This is a genomic window from Teichococcus oryzae (assembly GCF_008386565.1).
GTDB lineage: Bacteria > Pseudomonadota > Alphaproteobacteria > Acetobacterales > Acetobacteraceae > Pseudoroseomonas > Pseudoroseomonas oryzae.
Genome location: NZ_VUKA01000029.1, coordinates 1 through 17,982, shown reverse-complemented (window position 1 = coordinate 17,982; position 17,982 = coordinate 1). Strand labels below are relative to the sequence as shown.

General features: G+C 62.0%; 15 protein-coding genes. 7 read left to right on the top strand and 8 right to left on the bottom strand.

Annotated features, from left to right (window positions below; genetic code table 11):
* Positions 1 to 1,155, top strand: a 1,155-nt coding sequence (locus F0Q34_RS20295) for a helix-hairpin-helix domain-containing protein (RefSeq protein WP_456316254.1), incomplete at its 5' end; no start/stop codon positions are given.
* Positions 1,156 to 1,169: 14 nt separating this feature from the next.
* On the opposite strand, the gene F0Q34_RS20290 is transcribed toward F0Q34_RS20295, so the two are convergent.
* From F0Q34_RS20290 to F0Q34_RS20275, 4 genes are all read right to left on the bottom strand, one after another.
* Entirely contained in the window at positions 1,170 to 2,219 is a 1,050-nt protein-coding gene (locus F0Q34_RS20290) for a polysaccharide pyruvyl transferase family protein (RefSeq protein ID WP_149814191.1), read from the bottom strand.
* A gap of 83 nt (positions 2,220 to 2,302) precedes the next feature.
* Positions 2,303 to 4,561 carry a glycosyltransferase family 4 protein gene (locus F0Q34_RS20285; RefSeq protein WP_149814188.1) on the bottom strand — a complete coding sequence of 753 codons (2,259 nt, stop codon included), beginning with the start codon at positions 4,559 to 4,561 and terminating at the stop codon, positions 2,303 to 2,305.
* Between the two features lie 57 nt (positions 4,562 to 4,618).
* Positions 4,619 to 5,578, bottom strand: a complete 960-nt coding sequence (locus F0Q34_RS20280; RefSeq protein ID WP_149814186.1) for a hypothetical protein — start codon at positions 5,576 to 5,578, stop codon at positions 4,619 to 4,621.
* Between the two features lie 104 nt (positions 5,579 to 5,682).
* Positions 5,683 to 6,732: a polysaccharide pyruvyl transferase family protein gene (locus tag F0Q34_RS20275; RefSeq protein WP_149814185.1), complete on the bottom strand. Its 1,050-nt coding sequence runs from the start codon at positions 6,730 to 6,732 to the stop codon at positions 5,683 to 5,685.
* A 446-nt stretch (positions 6,733 to 7,178) separates the two neighbouring features.
* Here F0Q34_RS20275 and F0Q34_RS20270 point away from each other — a divergent pair, with 446 nt between their 5' ends.
* Both F0Q34_RS20270 and F0Q34_RS20265 read left to right on the top strand, forming a co-directional pair.
* Complete coding sequence (locus tag F0Q34_RS20270) at positions 7,179 to 8,219, top strand: hypothetical protein (RefSeq protein WP_149814182.1); 1,041 nt, start codon at positions 7,179 to 7,181, stop codon at positions 8,217 to 8,219.
* Positions 8,220 to 8,657: 438 nt separating this feature from the next.
* Positions 8,658 to 8,948, top strand: a complete 291-nt coding sequence (locus tag F0Q34_RS20265) for a hypothetical protein (RefSeq protein WP_149814180.1) — start codon at positions 8,658 to 8,660, stop codon at positions 8,946 to 8,948.
* 240 nt (positions 8,949 to 9,188) lie between these two features.
* Here F0Q34_RS20265 and F0Q34_RS20260 read toward each other — a convergent pair whose 3' ends face one another.
* The gene (locus F0Q34_RS20260) at positions 9,189 to 9,692 is read right to left on the bottom strand and encodes a YciE/YciF ferroxidase family protein (RefSeq protein WP_149814178.1); all 504 of its coding nucleotides are present in this window, start codon (positions 9,690 to 9,692) and stop codon (positions 9,189 to 9,191) included.
* Positions 9,693 to 10,448: 756 nt separating this feature from the next.
* Between F0Q34_RS20260 and F0Q34_RS20255 the strand changes: the two genes are divergently transcribed.
* The 4 genes from F0Q34_RS20255 (at position 10,449) to F0Q34_RS20240 (ending at position 15,759) form a co-directional block, all read left to right on the top strand.
* Positions 10,449 to 11,360, top strand: a complete 912-nt coding sequence (locus F0Q34_RS20255) for a formylglycine-generating enzyme family protein (protein ID WP_149814176.1) — start codon at positions 10,449 to 10,451, stop codon at positions 11,358 to 11,360.
* Between the two features lie 15 nt (positions 11,361 to 11,375).
* On the top strand, positions 11,376 to 13,169 hold the full coding sequence (locus tag F0Q34_RS20250; protein ID WP_206668107.1) for a sulfatase-like hydrolase/transferase: 1,794 nt from the start codon (positions 11,376 to 11,378) through the stop codon (positions 13,167 to 13,169).
* A 225-nt stretch (positions 13,170 to 13,394) separates the two neighbouring features.
* A complete protein-coding gene (locus tag F0Q34_RS20245; protein WP_241665602.1) occupies positions 13,395 to 14,582 on the top strand; it encodes a DUF808 domain-containing protein in 1,188 nt (395 codons plus the stop codon).
* A gap of 343 nt (positions 14,583 to 14,925) precedes the next feature.
* Complete coding sequence (locus tag F0Q34_RS20240; protein ID WP_149814175.1) at positions 14,926 to 15,759, top strand: hypothetical protein; 834 nt, start codon at positions 14,926 to 14,928, stop codon at positions 15,757 to 15,759.
* A gap of 243 nt (positions 15,760 to 16,002) precedes the next feature.
* Here F0Q34_RS20240 and F0Q34_RS20235 read toward each other — a convergent pair whose 3' ends face one another.
* The 3 genes from F0Q34_RS20235 to F0Q34_RS20225 form a co-directional block, all read right to left on the bottom strand.
* Positions 16,003 to 16,326, bottom strand: a complete 324-nt coding sequence (locus tag F0Q34_RS20235) for a hypothetical protein (RefSeq protein WP_149814172.1) — start codon at positions 16,324 to 16,326, stop codon at positions 16,003 to 16,005.
* Between the two features lie 112 nt (positions 16,327 to 16,438).
* Positions 16,439 to 17,416: a hypothetical protein gene (locus F0Q34_RS20230; protein ID WP_149814171.1), complete on the bottom strand. Its 978-nt coding sequence runs from the start codon at positions 17,414 to 17,416 to the stop codon at positions 16,439 to 16,441.
* Between the two features lie 132 nt (positions 17,417 to 17,548).
* Positions 17,549 to 17,982 (bottom strand): helix-turn-helix domain-containing protein (locus F0Q34_RS20225; RefSeq protein ID WP_149814168.1); only part of this gene is annotated, 434 nt, incomplete at its 5' end.

Genomic DNA, 17,982 nt, shown 5'->3' with positions numbered 1-17,982 from the left:
GGCTTCCAGTTGCTCAAGCGGCACCACCGGAAGGATCTCGACCTGGCGGGCGTGCCCAGGGATTGCCCCGAGACCTATGCCATGCTGCGCCGCGCCGACAGCCTCGGCGTGTTCCAGGTGGAAAGCCGGGCGCAGATGAACATGCTGCCCCGGCTGCGCCCCGAGACATTCTACGACCTGGTGATCCAGGTGGCGATCATCCGCCCCGGCCCGATCCAGGGCGACATGGTGCACCCCTATCTGCGCCGCCGCTGGGGGCTGGAGCAGCCGAACTACCCAGGCCCCTCACCCGAGCACGGCCAGCCCGACGAACTCCGCAAGGTGCTGGAGCGCACCCTCGGCGTGCCGCTGTTCCAGGAGCAGGCCATGCGGGTGGCCATGGTCGCCGCCAGGTTCACCCCTGAGGAGGCTGACAGGCTGCGCCGCGCCATGGCGACCTTCAAGCACACAAAGGGGGTCAGCGAGGTCCGGGACCGGCTGGTCGGCGGCATGGTCCGACGCGGCTACGATCCGGCGCTGGCCGAGCGGGTGTTCCAGCAGCTGGAGGGGTTTGGCTCCTACGGCTTTCCGGAAAGCCACGCCGCCTCCTTTGCGCAGCTGGCCTATGCCTCGGCCTGGCTGAAATACCACCACCCTTCGGTGTTCGCCGCCGCCCTGCTCAACGCCCAGCCGATGGGCTTCTACGCGCCGGCGCAGATCGTCCGGGATGCCAAAGAGCACGGCGTTGCCGTGCGGCCGGTGGACGTCAACCGCAGCCTCTGGGACTGCACGCTGGAGCCGGAGCCGGCGAGCCAGGAAAAGCTGGCGCTGCGGCTCGGGCTGCGCATGGCGGCGGGGCTGGCGCGGCAGGAAGCCGAGCGGATCATCGAGGCCAGACGGGCGGGCAATGGCTCGCCTTTTGCTGCGGTGGAGGAGGTGGTGCGGCGGGCAAGCCTCAGCCGCAAGGGCACCGAGGCGCTGGCCACCGCCAACGCCTTTGCCGGGATGGGGGTGGTGCGGCGCCAAGCGCTCTGGGCGGACCGGTTTCGGGGCTACGGTCAAATGCCCGAAAAACTTGCGCTCTCGCCGGATCAGTTCGAGGGTCAGGACCAACAGGATCCAAACAATGCTCCGATGCCAGAACAGTTAACCGGACAGAAGGTTCTATCAGAGTAGCCACAGGGTAGAGATCAGCTTCCGATCCGCAGCGCCAGAGGATCAGCCAGCGCCGCCTCTACCTCGGCCACAAAGCGGGACGCCTCCTTGCGCGCCAGTTCGCAGACTTGGCCCTGTGCGGCGGCCAGCCGGCGCTGCACCGCCTCGTCCTCCGCTACCTTGATTGCTGCTAGGGCGGATTCCACGGTCAGCGAATAGGGTGTGACCGACAGATCCTCGAGCCCAAGCTGAGTGCAGATCAGTTTGGTCTTACGCGTCAGGCCGATATTGACGAAGGGCACTCCTGCGGCGGCGGCGAAGACCAGGCCGTGGAACTTCATGCTGACCACCAAATCCATGTTGGCCAGCACGGCGCCTACCTCCAGCGGCTCCATTGGCTCGTCTAGGATGCGCACGGACTCCTGGCGGCTTACGTTGGTGACTACGTCGTACAGATAGCCGAGGTCAAAATCGTTACGGTCGGAGGAAAAGGGGATGCCGTAGACGTCGTAATACTTGGCCAGCTCACTGAACAGCTTCGCCAGATTCAGGCGCATGTACTGCGCGTAGAAAAACTCCGACAAGTTGCCTGTGCGGTAGGAATCCTGGGTCGCCGTATTTGAAACGATCAGCGCTACCGACTTGCGAATCTTGCCTAGCCGCGCCGCCTGCGCCGGTATGCGCCGGGCGATTTCAGGCGCTAGGTTGAAGACGATATCGGGGGTAAAATGCGCATCGATGCCCTCAGCGCGTAGCGCATCCACATCTTCCTGGTTGCGCAACCAGACACCAAGCAGGCGGTCGCGCTGCTCCACTACTGCCGCCCGCTGCTCGTCCGAGCCAAGCCCGACGCCATAGACGAAGAACTTCCGATTAGCGGGAATGCTGCGCAGGTAATAGGGTAGGAATACGTCGCCGCCGCCCAGCACATGGACGGAGCCGTCATCCTCCGCTGCCGAATCCGCCTCGAGATCCGTCACCCACTCGATGTCATGACCGGGAAACAGCAGGCGGTGCACATCACGGAACGCCTCGTCCCCGCAATTGCCGCGCCCATACCAGCCCACGAACTTGATGCGTGCCACTTTAAACCTCCCTAGTCACTCTTGATCCATGATGGCTAGCGGTCGCCTCTCCCCTGCCACGTCGTGCCTGGCGAGGAGCCGCATCAGGGCTTCACAACCGAAACACCGTAAAGGAACAGGCCCAGCTCGCGCTGGTCTCCATTCGGAAGGTGCTCGGCCAGACGAATGGTGCGCTCGATGATCAGCGTTAGCAGAACCTCTGAAAGATCCTGCTCCAACAGAGGCACGTCAAAGACGAAGCGCTCACCGCTGTTCACCACCTGACGCGCCACGTCCTCACCGTTGATGTTGGCCACCACTGTCTGAGGACCGCTCCATTCGATCGCCGCCAAGCGCATCTGCAGGCGGATCAGAAGAGCGGTCTCCTTATCCTCCAGCGTCGTGGCGAAGCTGATTACCGCGCGGCGGCTGCAAGACCAGATGCCCTCCACCTCTGCCTCATGCCAGCCATTGGTGAAAAGTCCGCTCGAAGCTAGATCGCCGAGTAGCACCTCCTTGTCTACGGGAAGTACTGCTCCTTCAGCGCTGCGACTGGGCTGCAAGGCATTAATACGCTCAGCCAATTCGCGCAGACCGTGCAGCATGTCGCGTTGCATACCACGCTGACGGCATTCCTCGCTGGCGGCGAACTCGGCCACGATGCTGCCTGCCTGGTCACGGGTGACACGTTGCAGATAACGATCCACCTCGCCCTCAAAGGGTAAGCGGCCGAGCACGGCACGATAGCAGATGTCGATGAACAGGTCCGGCCGCACGGCCTCGATCACAGCCAGTGCCAGCGCGTCATTCTCGAAGTCTATCTCGGCCGGCTGCAGCACGCGCTCACTCTGGCAAATCGACAGCAGAAAGCCGATACGCCCACAGCAAAGGCTGACCTTGTGCCGCGGCTGCCCAGCTAGGATCATACTAGCCCGCCGCATCCCGTGCTTCGGCAAGGAGCGCTGAAATACCGAAAGTGCTAGGTAGCGTAAGAGATCAAGGCCTTCGAGCCGCGCTAGGCTTGCGAAGCGAGGTGTGTTGCCACCGCGCGCGAACCAGGGCACTGGTAGCGGATCGACCAGCAAATTGCCCAGCGCCGGCTTCAACCATCCGAGCTCAGGATAGGGCGGGGCAGGAAGGGAGAGGCGCGAGCGCTCCTCAAAATTGGGCTCGCTGATGTAGTCGAGGAACTGGCGAGCATAGGCATCAGCCGTGCGATCCTGCCCATAGCGCAACGCCTTAAGGCCGTATTGCAGCCGCAGCGCCGGATCGGCGGCCAGCTCCTCCATCCGGTGCCGCAGTGGGTCGGAGGAGGACAGGTCGCGGATCTTCAGCACTGTTTCGTCCGGCAATTCGCGATAGCAGCCGCTGTCATAAACGATCACCGGTGCGCCGCAGGCCATCTGCTCGGCCAGTGAGCCTGAGGCGCTTTCAGTATTCGGATAGCGGATGTTGACGAACACGTCAGTTTCCGCCTTCACCTCGAAGAGCCGCTCCTCCGACACGTTAAATTCGAAGCGGACCCACTGCGCTAGATTTCCTTCACGCACCAGTTGCTGCAGGTAGGCAATGTAGTCGGAGTCATTAGCGCCGCCGACGATCAGCATCTGCGCCTTGTCGCGCAGTAGAGCAGAGTCTCGGAACGCCTCAATGCAGTAATGGATGTGCTTGGCGCTGCTGATATGGCCGAGCGCTGCAAAGGTGATGGGTGCACCTTCAGTGGGTTGGCGCTTCGGCGCTGCCTTCTTGTCGGACGGCAGGAACAGGCGCAGCTGCGGCCGATCGGTGATCTGCGCCACAATATCAGCCGCGAATTGCGAATGCACCACCACCGCGCGCGCTCGCTGCAGAAACGGTTCAATCAACGGAAAGGAAAAAGCGTGCGGCGTATCCCACGGGGCATAGCGTGTCGGCTGATCGCTGAAGGTGATGCCGGATACCTCAAGAACGTCGAGCGCACGCACACCATAATGCTCGGCCATGATGTCAACGTAACGGCCAGGACGTTTTGCCTTCTCGAAAATCGACCAGGCGAGATAGTGCTGCATCACTATGTCGTGCACGACGATGATGCCGCCCTGTTGCAGTGCGATCTGGTTAATGACCAGGTGGTTCTCCTGGTTGTTACCGATATTGAGTACCGGCACATCGAACAGCGACAGCATTGCTGGGTCAAAACTCTCGTCCAGCGGGAAGCGCGGCGTGGTGGAGCGGTAGATGGAGCCGTTCGGCTGCACGAATAATGCAACCTCGCAGTCGTAATCCGGGGCGCGGCGGTGCATTGCCTCGACAACGCACAGCGAATGCGCGCCGATATCGGAATGTGGCCCCAAGGGCGTCAGCCAGGCGATCTTCTTTGCCATCACAAAACCAACCCTGATTGGAAATCACGCGTCTGCATGCGCAGCAGAAAAGCGGCTTCAGACCTGCTGCCAGGCTGTCAGCTCACCGGTCAGCGGCGTGAGGAAGGTGTTCTGGAACTGCGCCTGGAAATCCTCCACTTCGCGCCCTGCATTGCGGATCAGGTTGCGCGACCAAGCGGGGTCCTGCAGCACCACCCGAACAGCAGTGCTGAAGGCGGCGAGTGAGGAGGTGCGGACGATGTTAACGTCATTAATATAGTTGGGCAGACGCCAGGGCACCGTGACGCCGAGATCGCGCCGACTGAAGGTATCATCGAATACGATGCACGGCGCCCGCATGTTCATGCTGTCGATCAGGCGCCCGGCGGAAACCGTGTCAGGTGGGTGGCCAATATGAATATGCGCAGCGGCGTTGACCAGGCGTGGGTTCAGCCAAGCGCTTTGCTGCGCTGGTGCGCGATAACCGTTGACGATCTCAATGATGTCGATCTCCGGTCTAACGGAGCGAATGGCGCCGACAATGCCGCTGTGGCAATACTCGCCAAGCGATAGGTCGTTGACGATTAGGGCGACACGCTGCTCCTTGTGCGGCGCGTAGCCGGCATAGGAAGGCAGTGGCGCAGGGATCAGCGGGATCTCGCGCCGGAAGATATCGCGGAAGAACAACCAGGCGCGAATATCGGCGGCCAGTACGCGGCTCAGGGTGCCGACCTGATCCAACTCGCTTTCGCGCCAATCGCGCTGATTAAGCCTCACAGCGTCGTCCAGCAGGAACACCATGCCTCCGCAGCCGGGCAGGGCGGCGAAATCAGTTTCGAGCACCACACCGTCAAACGAGGCTAGGGGCTCGGCGAGGGCCTGTTGAAGCGCCGCATGTGCCGCCTCGTCCTGCGGCGTCAGCGCAAAGCATTCAGAAATCGTTGCCGAACGCTCGAAGGCGTTCTTCAGACCCAGCACGGTGTAACTATGATCCGCCTTCTGCCCGTCGAAGAAAATGCCGACCTTCAAATCCCTCATTGCTTTCTCCGATGGCATTCTACGGAACGCTGGCAAGGTGCCGGATGAGGCCTGATCCGGCCAGCACACTCTGTCTATCAACAGGATGCGGAAGCGGGCGCGGTTTAATCCGCAAGTTGCGCACAATCCTGGCGCACGCCATCCATGGCTTGATGCATTGTCGTCACGGCCTGAGCGGTCCAGACCTCAGCAGTGCTAGCAATCTGCTCCTGCAGCGACGCCTCACCGGTGCGAGCCAGCAGGCTGATCAGCTTGTCGGAGGTATCCTTGTTCGGATTGAAGGTGAGATCTGACACCCCGAAATCGTCCATGAGGTCCAACGTCTTACGGGTTGAGCCGATATTAATACAGACGCGTCCGTTCCGCATGCCAAAAACCAGCCCGTGGTATTTCATGCTGATCACCGCACAATCTGTTTGTGCCAGAACGCTCAGCAGGTCCGCGGCGTCGATGTAGCGCTCCACTAGGCAGACGCGCTCAGGCTGCTTCATTCGCTTCAGCACCTCGCCCGCAAAGATGTAATCGCGGGCATTGTACCATACGCTCATGGACGGCATGATAATGTCATAGTCGTGCGCCGCCACATCGAGCGTCTTGGCAATGCGCTCCTTTAGAAGTTCAATGCTTTCATGACGCTTGCGGTCGCCCTGGAGGTAATTTATCCAGTAATCGCCGGACAGGAAGACGAAAAGTTTCTTGCGATCAGGATGGAAGCCGCGCGGAGGCAGGGCGGCCGCGGTCACCAACTGATCCAGCGTCATGCCTGCTGTCGGCGGCACGCTGAACACCATGTCCGGAATGAACTTGGCATCGTAACCCGCGGCCCGCGCTGCTTCGACGTCCCGGCGGCTGCGCAGATAGAGGCTGACGATCTGGTTCTTCACCGGCTCGAAGATCTGGATGTCCTTGGGGCCGTAAGGGAAGGAGCAACCGACGACATGAATGCGCTCCACCTTTGACAAATGGCGCACGAAATACTGGTTCAGCAAGGCGCCGCCGCCAAACAAGGCCAGCGGAATTTCCTTATCGACAGGCAAGGATTTGACGAACTGGTGGGGGGTGTTTCCCAAAGCCCCTGAGAAGGCCAACTTGAAAGCCTCATCGCCGGCATTGTTGTGGTCATAGTAGCCAAGAATGGGAACGCTGAATGCCATCGCTTTGTTCTCCGCGCGCAAGCGACATACAATATGTAGTTTAGATTGAACAGAGGTCTAATGAAGCTCCATGCTACCAAGAACTTTATGCTATTTAGACAATTTTATTATTTATACTTTGAATTTAGAAATCGCGGCTCTCGTTGGCCGGGATATATCTGAAAAAGACGACAAGAATTTCCGCCTTGCGTCGAACTTCCCGCTTTATGCATCATGCCGCTTGCTCCCTATCTTGCGCCACTGACATAGGTGGAAGTGTAATTGGCAACATAATGTCGGCACTGCGTCCATGCGCGGACGCCGGCTGCAAACTGCCCGTAAATGGAGAATCCATGCGCCACACTCCGTCCGCAGGTCCCCTCCACGCCTGCAGGAGTCGGCTTCGCCAAGCTCTGCTCGGCACGATCCTCGGCCTAGCCCTTGCTTCACAGGGTTTCGCTCAAATCATGCCCCAGTCGCCCGGAACGCAAGTCGGGGTTTATGTATGGGGCGGCCTGTTGCAGCAGGGCGAAGGCCTGGAACGTTTCCATGCGTCGCTGCGCTTCCTGCTGGACCGCGGCTTCAAGACCCTTCGCTTCACCATCAGTGCTAACAGCCTGAACGAGCTTGGGGTGAAGCAGACCGCTTGCGGCCAGCCGGCCAAAATCGGGTGCTACCTAGGGCACGTGCTGGACAACCCAATCTTCGACGATTCTCGGCTCAGCATACTGATGCTCACCTTGCACGAGAATGCTGCACGCGAGGTGCTGTCGGGAGGCATGACAGAACAACGCCGGCAGGCCGTGGCCGCCGAGCTGCGGCACGCCTTGGATGTGCTTCACCAACGCTTCGCACAGCGCCCCATCCGGCTGATCCTGTCCAATTGGGAAGGCGACAATCTGGTTTATTGCGGAGGGGTATTCCAGTACAGTCGCTCAGCCGAGAAAGCCCGAGCCTGCGACACCGAGGATGGCCATGGCGTCGATCGCCGGCTGGCGAACTTCGTGACCTGGATTCAATTGCGCGACAGGGTGGTTAACGAGTTTCGCGCTGTCCATCCCGGCTTCAACATTGCCCACGCGCCGGAATTCAACATCGCTCATCTGGACCCCGCGCGCTGCGTGGGCCGTTGCGACCGCGGAAAAACGGTCTTTGAAGCGCTGGCCCGACAGGGCAAGCGGCCGCTCTGCTCTTATTCTTCCTACAGCAGCACGAATCGTAACACCCTGAAGGAAGATCTACCGCGGCTCTTACAAAGCTGCGAGCAGGTGATCCTCGGAGAAATTGGCTTCGCGGAAGCGAGGCAGGGAAGCGACAAGGTCCGCCAAGGCTTCGCCAGAGTAGCCGAAGCGGTCGCTGCCTATCCCGGCAAGGTCCCGGCGATGATCGTCTGGAACGCCTTCAACCAGCCCGGCGCTACACGGGAAGACAGTTTTGGCCTATTTCGCGATGACGGCACCCCGGGCAATATCCGCAACATGCCACCTTCGATCCGTCTGGTACCCTGATCCCGCCGAAAAATCACAGAACCCGGCCGCCGGTCCAGCAGCCGGGTTCGCGCCTCCGACCTAGAAGTCGGATCAGCGGGCCGCGAGGGTGTCGCGGTCGCTCGGTAGGCCACTTGGCCTTCGCTGCATAGAAATGGCAAATCTGGCCTACAGCTTCAGCTGCCTGACGTGGCTCAGCACCCGAGCTGTGCCTGCGTAGACCTGCAGCCCGACGAAGAGCGGCCCCGGTCACCTTAAGCCGGTAACCCAGCCGTGTCAGCAGAGCGAGTCACAAGCTCAGGCGGCGATCCCGCTCGTGCACACCGCTCAGCAGCGGGTTCTTCGAGGCGTTCTGCTGCTTCCAACTACGCTTTGGTCAGCAGTTCTATGAGGGCTTATTTAAATGCAAGGCTTATTGTATTGCTCGCCCAACGCAAAACACGACAGCGAGAATTATCGATGAATCAAGAACGCTTAGCGGAAATTGTAAGAGAACTTTTGAAAGAAATTGGGCGCGCACGTAGCGAAGCTCTAGCTATTCGCATGGTGTGTGGTGTTCTATTAGGAGAACTCGTTCTTAAAGATTCAAATCCCAGACTCAAGATGGACCATATTTCCGCCTTGCTGAGCGGTTCTATTCATCCATCACAAGATGATACAAAGAAATCTTCTACCGGAATAATAAAAACTGAAGCTGTGAACGATATCATTGAATACGCAGAAAAGATTCTAGCGATCCGAGAAAAGTGACTCGCTAGATACGATAATCCCTGCACAACAAGTGCGCTTGCCTACGATTGGCCGTCCCTCGGAGAGCGAACTGATCTTACTCTCGATCCGGTCTCCGGGACCACTTTACAACGTTGCCACTAGCCTGATGAACACCGCTTCAGTCACCCGGTTGATGAAGAGCATCAACCATCAATGGATTCGGCACTGTTCGCAGCAGCCAGAAGGCCACTTATAGGCGGTTGCTGCCCACGAGCCACACTAGATGGCCTGCTTATTCACCCGGCTTTCAGCAATCTGAGTCAGCTTCGCGTCGGTTGCTTTCTCTTCCTCAAGCGTCTGCTGGAGCACGCTTGCGCAGTCTGCCCGACCTAATTCTTTGGCGAGTGCGATCAACGTACCGTATCGGGTGATCTCGTAATGCTCCACAGCCTGCGCTGCCGAAACCATGGCAGCATCCAATACCTGTGTGTCGTCGCAATCGCTGATAATCTCCTTTGCTTCAGAAAGGATCCCATCCATTGCAACACAGGTCACGCCCTTCACGGGCTGGCCGTGCATCTGGAACACCTGCTCTAGGCGCCGGACCTGATTTTCGGTTTCGGATAGATGTTGCTGGAAGGCGCTCTTGAGTTGAGGGTCCGAAGCCTTCTCGATCATCGTCGGCAGGTTCTTCGTGATCTGCTGTTCAGCATAGTAAATATCTTGCAACGTGTGAACGAACAGGTCGTCGAGTGTTTTGATTGGCTTAGAGAAAAGGCCCATGCTCTAGTTCCTCTCATGTCTGGTTTCAGCTGAGCTGCTGATGCCTGCGGCGCTCTCCCTCGCGGAGCCATCAGGTTGGGCTGTTGGCGCCGCCACCTAGTGGAACGGTTCAAGACGGCCCGCGTTGATGGTACAACGACCAGAAAAACTCTTTCACACGAGGAAGAGGCTAGCGCTCAATGCCTCTCGTGAAGGGCCGGCTGGGTGCCGGCGAATAGCACGGCTTCGCCGTCCGTATTGGTGAAGGCAGCGGATGAGTGACCTTCACGATTGTGGCGCGTTCCTCTTGCCATCCCAACTTAGCCATATGCTGCCCTTGCGGTGCCGCTTGAGCCTACGGTTCAAGAAGGAACGCTCCGAGGGCTTTGTGCTCCACGTCCTGGCTTCATCCATCTCATTGTGATGATGCAACTAAATTCTAGATTAGGGAGTTTGCAAGGCGCTCGAACCCCGGCTGAATCAAAGCAAGCTCGCGCTGCGGCCGCCGTGAACGACACCGGGCCGAGATGTCGTCGGTCGGCCTGCTACAACCCTTCACAGCCCAGGACGAAAGAAGAGCCATGCACCCGACCAGGCGCTCGATCTTCAAGACCTGCAGCTGTGTGGCGGTCTCCTCACTCCTTTGCGCGCACAGCAGTGAGTGAGGGAGGTGCGCAGCCCGCCTTCAACGGTCTGCATGGAGCCGGGCCGATGATCGGCCCCGCACGGACGGCGTGTCCAAATGATGAAGCTCCGTCCAAGCAGGCCTTTGAAGGCATGGTCCAGATCCACGGCGGCACCTTCCTGATGGGCTCTGACGCCTTCTATCCGGAAGAGCGGCCGGCGCATCACGTCCGGGTGGACGGCTTCTGGGTGGACGCGCACCCGGTCACCAATGCCGCGTTCCGCTGCTTCGTCGAGGCCACCAACCATATCACCCTGGCTGAGCGCCCGCCCTCCCCCGCCGATTATCCAGGCGTGGATCCGGCGCTGCTGGTGCCGGGGTCCCTTGTCTTCCGGCGTCCGTCGCACCCGGTTGGCCTGCACGACCCTCGCTTGTGGTGGGCCTATCTGGCGGGCGCATGCTGGCACCAGCCGGAGGGACCTGGGAGCACGCTTGATGGCCGCGACCGCCACCCTGTCGTGCATGTCGCTTATGAGGACGCCGCGGCCTATGCGGCCTGGGTGGGCAAGGCGTTGCCGACCGAGGCAGAGTGGGAATTCGCCGCGCGCGGCGGGCTGGAGGGCGCTGCCTATGTATGGGGCGACAACTTCGCTCCGGACGGCCGACTGCTCGCCAACACCTGGCAGGGCGAGTTCCCCTGGCAGAATCTGGCGAGCGATGGATACGAGGGCACCTCGCCGGTGGGCGCCTTCCCTGCCAATGGCTACGGGCTGTTCGACATGGCCGGCAATGTTTGGGAATGGACCTGCGACTTTTTCCGGCCCCGCCACGCAGCGGCGGCCACCCAGGCGTGCTGCATTCCGCGCAATCCGCGGGTGGAGGCGGCTGTTAGCAGCGAAGCATCCGACTACCCTGGCGCCGGCATCCCACGCATGGTGCTCAAGGGCGGGTCGCATCTCTGCGCACCCAATTACTGCCTGCGCTATCGCCCCGCGGCGCGCCAAGGCGAGGCGACTGACAGCTCGGCCTGCCACATCGGCTTCCGCTGTGTCATGCGGGCCTGAAGAGGGAGATGTTCAATGGACCGTCGCTCTATGCTCCTGGGAATGGCGAGTGCCGCTTCCGCCGCTGGAGCCGCGGCGCAGCCAGCCGCTTCGCCGCGCGAAACCGCTGCCACAGACACCGCCCCTGCGGAGCGCAAGCGACCGCCCAACATCCTCGTCCTCTGCATGGACCAGTGGCAGACCCATATGCAGGTGCCGGACGCAGTGCGGCTTCCGGCCCTGCGACGCCTCGAGGCGCAGGGGGTGAGCTTCGACCGGCAATACTGCACCGCACCGATGTGCACGCCCTCGCGCGCGACAATGTGGACCGGCGTGCATGCCAAGCAGACCGGGCTCTGGGACAACACCAACTTCGCCTGGATCGGCGAGCTGTCCCGCAACATTCCGACCATTGGACACATGCTGCGCGACCAGGGCTACTACACCGCCTTCAAGGGTAAGTGGCACCTCTCGTCGCTGGAGCGCCACGAGGATGCCCTTGAGCCCTACGGCTTCTCCGACTACCAGCAGTGGGGCGACATGTTCGGCGCTCCGCTGCAGGGATCGGAGCTCGACGACACCGCCGCCTTCGAGGCGATCGACTGGCTGGAGCACAAGGCGCCGGAGCTTGACCGGCCCTGGCTCCTGGTGTGCAGCCTGGTGAACCCGCACGACGTCATGTATCTGCAGACGGATCCGGTGCAGACGCTGCACCCGAATGGCATGGCAGCCGGGCACCAGAGCACTGTGCAGCGGCTGGGTTGGTTCCAGCAGCGGTGGGACGTCGCGCTGCCGGCCAACTTCGCGGATGACTTTGCACGCCAGCCTTATGGCGTGCGGGCCTATAAGGAGAACACCGACCTGAACTATGGGCGCATCCCGGATGCGCGCACCGATCTTTGGATCAAGTATCGCAACTACCTCATCAACTGTATGCGCCTTGCGGATGCGCAGTTCGAACGGGTGCTCGCCGCGCTGGACCGCCTGGATCTTTGGCAGAACACGGTGGTGATCCTGACGGAGGATCATGGCGAGATGAACGGCGCGCATCGCATGACCCAGAAGGGCGCCATCCCCTTCGACGAGGCCGCGATCGTCAACCTCACGGTCTGTGCACCAGGCGGCCCGAGCGGCCGTCGCACCGCCGCGGTGGGCTCGCACCTCGATCTCACGCCGACCTTGCTAGCCTTCGCAGGCCTGGATGAGCGGGAAATTCGGGAGCGGTACCCGCATCTCAAGGGGCGCAGCCTGATGGCCCCCATTCTTGACCCGGACCAGGACGGGCCGCGCGGCAGCGCGACGGCGCCTGGCGACGGTGCGCTTGTCTGCTGGGACGGGCTGCATTCGATGGACACCGAGTGGTCGGTCTCGGGTGCCCTCAAGGCACTCACCGGCTTGGAAAGCAATCCGTCCGGCAATCCCGATAAAGCCCAGGCAGAGGCTCGGGAGGATCTGCGGGAGGCGGGCCGGAAATACGGCGCTCCCGACTTCAGCAAGCGCACCTTCTTTCGCGCGGTGGTGGATGGGCAGCACAAGCTGGTGCGCTGGTTTAGCCCCGAGGAGTACGGCAATCCAGCCACGCTGGAAGACCTAAACGCGCGTAGTGATGTGGGCCTGTACGATCTCGTGAACGATCCTGGCGAACTGGAGAACCTGGCGCATCCGAACCATCCCCGTTACGACTTGGGGCTCGTGGAACGCATGCTGGGCAAGCTGCACGCGCTGGTGCAGCACGAGATCGGCGAGGACCGCGCCCCCTTTGACCTCAACATGTTCGGCACGCGCGAGGTGAAATACCGCAAGGGCACGAACGACGCGCCCCCACGATGAGGTGGCGCATCAATTGAAGTCGAGATCCGATAATCCACCCTTACCAGGTCTTATCATCTTGTGCCCCGCACTGCCTGTTTTCCTAGGGTAAGGTCTTATCGCAGTTAAGCAGGTTGAACGCGCACTGCGGACGATGCCTGGATAAGGCGGCCTCCATAGAGCTTCTGGTCTGAGGCATCCGTTCAGCAGCTCCGCAACTCACCTCCATCTCGTGCTTTGCGCCAGATGGTGACAAACCACTTATCTGCTGCTGACAAGGGTGATTTTGTGAGTCTTGGCCTGATCGCACTGCTGGACGACGTGGCCGCCCTGGCCAAGGTGGCTGCCGCGTCACTCGACGATGTCGTGGCCCAGTCCACCAAGGCCGGCACCAAGGCGCTCGGTGTTGTCATCGACGACGCTGCGGTGACACCCCGCTACGTGGTCGGCTTTGCCGCCAAGCGGGAGTTGCCGATCGTCGGCCGGATTGCTCTCGGCTCGCTGAAGAACAAGTTGCTCTACTTGCTGCCGAGTTCGCTGGCGCTGAGCTGGCTGGCGCCCTGGAGCATCACGCCGCTATTGATGCTCGGCGGAGCCTATCTCTGTTACGAGGGAGCCGAGAAGGTGCTCCACGCGCTGCGCCCCCAGGCCGCCGAGCACCACGAGGAGAAGATCGGTGCCACGCCGCAGGACCCGCAGGCGTTGGAGCAGCAACGCGTGCGCAGCGCTATCCAGACCGACTTCATTCTCTCGGCCGAGATCATGGCACTCACGCTGGCGGGGCTGCCGGGGGAATCCGCCGTCGCGCAAGCAGCCATCCTGGCAGTGGTTGGCATCGGAGTGACGCTGCTGGTCTATGGGACGGTGGCGCTGATTGTGAAGGCAGACGATGCCGGCGTCTCGCTGGCGGTCAACGAGCGCCCGGCCTCCAGCCTGCTGGGCTTGCGGAATGACGGGAGCATGGTGCCACAGGCGGCTGCCGCGGCGCCCGATGCGGTCAGCCGTCGCACGACTGTGCCCGCCGCCCTCCCAATGGTCGATGCGCCGACCAAGGCGCCCACTCCTACCGACCGGGCGCTCCGACCGATCACGCAGGCGCTGGGCCGCGGACTGGTGATAAGCATGCCGCATTTGCTGCGCATCCTGGCGATCATCGGCACCGCCGCGATGCTCTGGGTCGGGGGTGGCATCGTGTTGCACGGGCTAGAGGAATTCGGCTTCACTGCACTAGGCCACATCGTGCACGACTTGGCGCACGGGGCGGGCGAGTTGCTGCCGGAGCTGGCCGGCGCCGTATCCTGGCTGGTGACAGCCGCACTCTCTGGTATCTTAGGGTTGGCGATAGGCGTGCTGGCCATCCCGTTGGTGGAGTACGTGCTGGCGCCCATGGCAGGGACCATCATGAAGATGTTCAACCGGAGCAAGGCGGCCTGACGAAAGCGAGGCCTTAGCTCGACTTTGGCCATCAGGCGGCGTGACAGAGGGCGTAAGCCCAGGCGTGCTGGAGCGCTCGCCGAGGTTCTGCGCCGTAACTCTTTTACCGGGTGGCAGGAGAAGGTCTGCCGCGCTTGCCACAAGGCGCTCTCACCCGCTCAATTCACCGCCGGCACTGCTGGCGCCGATTCAGAAGAACAGGTGGATCTACCTGAGATAGAAAGTCTTCCTGGCATTGATCTTCTACAAACAGTTTGCTGTTGGAGATCCTATTCCTGCCAATCTGTGATTTGTCAGAACCTTCTTCTGCCTCGAGTTTTGGCTTTCTGACAGCAGGGTCAGAATGGAGAACCCAGTGGCCGCTATCTTTCTAACCTCCCCGCAGCACACAGACGTCGGCTTGGTTCAGGTCACTGAGGGCCAGGATCTGGAGCTGACCATCACCCGCGATGACTTCAGCCAAGCCCATCGGGTTGAGCTATTCTGGACAGAGCGTGCCGATCCCTTTGTCATCTCATTCGAGATAGGCGATACCGAGGCTAAGACTCTTCGCATCAGCACGCCGGATGACTTTATCTACAGCGGTCCGCAGGATCGTCCTTATGGTTGGCTAGAGATGAGCGCCGATGCAGAAGCCATCATCGTGCTCGGCCAATTTATTGGAACCCGGGACTTCACTAAGTTCGTCTTTGACATCGTGGAGAACGATCCCGTCTGGGCCAATGGCAGCACGCCGGTCTATCGTTTCCTCAACACCGAGAACGGTCAGCACTTCTTCACGGCCAGCCAAGCCGAGAAGGACCAGGTGCTGGCCTCTCTCCCCAGCTTCATGCTGGAAGGGGTTGGGTTTCAGGCCCTGGTCAACGTGACTGCGGAACAGCCGATGGTGTATCGGCTGCTGAACCAGAACACCGGCGTCCATCTCTACACAACCAGCCAGGAAGAACTGGCGCAGATCCAGAAAACCCTTGGTCACTGGTCCCTGGAAGGCGGTGCCTTCAAGGCCGCTGGCCAAGCCGAAGACGGACTGCAAGCGGTCCACCGCTTCTACCACACCGGCCTCGACACCCACTTCTTCACCACCGATGAGCAGGAGGTTGCCTCCATCCAGGCAGACCTTCCGCACTACAACTATGAGGGCATCGCATTCTACGTGCCGGATATCGTCATGGCCTGATCAGGGAACAGGCCGCCATTGATGCTGCTACCCCTGCAACCTGGAGCCAGGCATCGATGAAGCCGCCGCTACGGCTTCACGTCGACGGCCGTAGCGTGCCTGTCTGCATCAACCTGCCGCGTCGCTGAGGTCGCATGGATCCCGAAGAATGGCCTGATGGTGCGGCTTGGTCCTGGCCGTTCATGACAGCTCAGCCGCAGGGCCAACTGCGTGAGGTGTCAAGGCAGCCTAGCCGGCTGCTCCTTAATCCTCGTCCTCCCCATCATCCAGCGGGACCAGGAACACCACTTCCATCTCCTCCTCATCCTCCTCTGCCGGGGCGGCATCGTCCTCGTCGCCCGGATCCACGCCTTCCAGAATATCGTCACTGTCATCGAAGGCCGCCATCTCGTCCTCGGTCGCGGGCCGGAGGTTGAGAGGGGCTTGGCCGTCCCAGAGCGGCTTTCCGTCCGTTTGCAGGCGCTGGAGATCCGCGCGGAACCCCTCATTTTCGATGATGTGGCGTGCCTCCGCCTCCTCGGCATCGAGGACGGCGATGGCCTGGCCGCCGATTTCAAGCGTGAACATGGCCTTCGGCTTCTTCTCTGGGCTGCACCGCTTCAACGCTGCCGCGCCAGCTTTCGTTGGCGGCCCTGAGGGGGCCTTCCTGTTCCGTCAGGCCAGAAAGGCTGGCGATCGGTCACCTGGCTCCCTCGCCCTTCAGGGAAGCCCGCAGGGCCGATTGCAGCAGATGCTGCGCCAGGTCCTGCGTCCCCTGCCCCGGATGCCGCAGCATCCAGTCGAGCGGCCGGGTGCCCTGGAACGGTGCCACTTTAAGCGGCTGGCGGAGCCACTTCGCGGGATCCTGCGCCAAGCGGGCCAGGCTGGTGTCGAGGCCCTGGAGCAGCTGCAGCGTCTCCGCCTCGGCGGGGGTCAGCTTGAAGCGCGGCCGCGTTTTCTTCCGGGTCAGCCCGCCGTCATGACCCAGCAGCTCCAGTGCCGGGCCATCCGGCACCTGCCAGCGATCTATCAGCGTCCAGAAGGCGCTGGAGGTCAGGCCGGCCGGAACCGCGGGTGCCTTTGACACCGATGCGCCGCGCGCCGGCGGCGGAGAGGGTGCCGGCCGGGCCGCGGCTCTGCGCCCCCTCCCCTGGCCTTTTGCGGCAGGCGTCGACGTCGCGGCGACAACCCGCAGGGGCGGCGGACGCGGCGGCTCGGCCGGTGGAGGAGGCGCCGGAGCTTGCGGCCGCAGCGGTGCGACGGTGGCCGCGGGTTCCTCGCCGTCTCGGTCCACGCCAAAGGCGGCACAAAGCTGGTGCAGCACAGCGCCGGCCTGCAGCAGCAACTGGGGCGAGACGGCGCCCTCGGAGGCTGGCGCCAGGCTGCCATCCCGGCGCAGCGGCTCCCGCATCGGCAGAGCCGCTTCCAGTGCCTGCAGGCGGGGCCTCAGCGGGTGGCGCGGGGCGATGGCGGCGCTGTCCGCCTCGCCGCGCTCGCTGGCCAGCACCGCGGTGATCATCCGCCCGATCGCCGCGCGCAGCAGGCCGGCTGCGTTGCGTGAACCCGCCTTGGACAATTGTTGCGCATCCGCGAGGTCGCCGCCCGCCAGGCGCAGCAGGCTGGCCACACGGCGCCGCAGCGTCAGGCTTCCCTGCGCCGGACGCGAAGCTCGGCTCATGGCACCCCACTCAAGGCCGCAGCCCCGCTAGAACAGGTTTCGGCCGCCGCATCATTCTTCGCTCCCATGGTCCAGCCCTCCGGCGCACCCTACCTCCGGCACGAAATAGACATCGCAAGGCAGGCCATCGGCTCAGCCGGCGCCTGGAGCCAGGGCCCCCTCACCTTTCTGACCCGAAGTCAGCCAGGACAGCAGGTCCCCGGGGCTGCCGCCGCAGAGCCGCGCCAGCCGCTCAAGCGCCGCCCGGCCGCCAAGGGACAAATTGTCCCCGGAAGAATCACAGATTGATTCTTCTTTGTTTTCTGGCTCGGGAGACAGGAGGGCATAAAGGTTGGTGTCCTTCCGGCAGCGCCGGGTCTGGCGCGTCTGCCAGGCCAGGAGGCCCAGATCACGTAGGACGGCGTGCTGGCGGGTCACCGTTTTCTCGGAGATGCCGAGATCCAGCGCCAGGGTGCAGCGGGACGGCCAGAGCTGGCCCGTGCCTTTCCGAGCACGGCGCAGCATGGCCCGCGCCAGGAGATACCCCGTGGCCGTCAGGCGCTGGCCCCTGAGGGTCAGCTCACGGG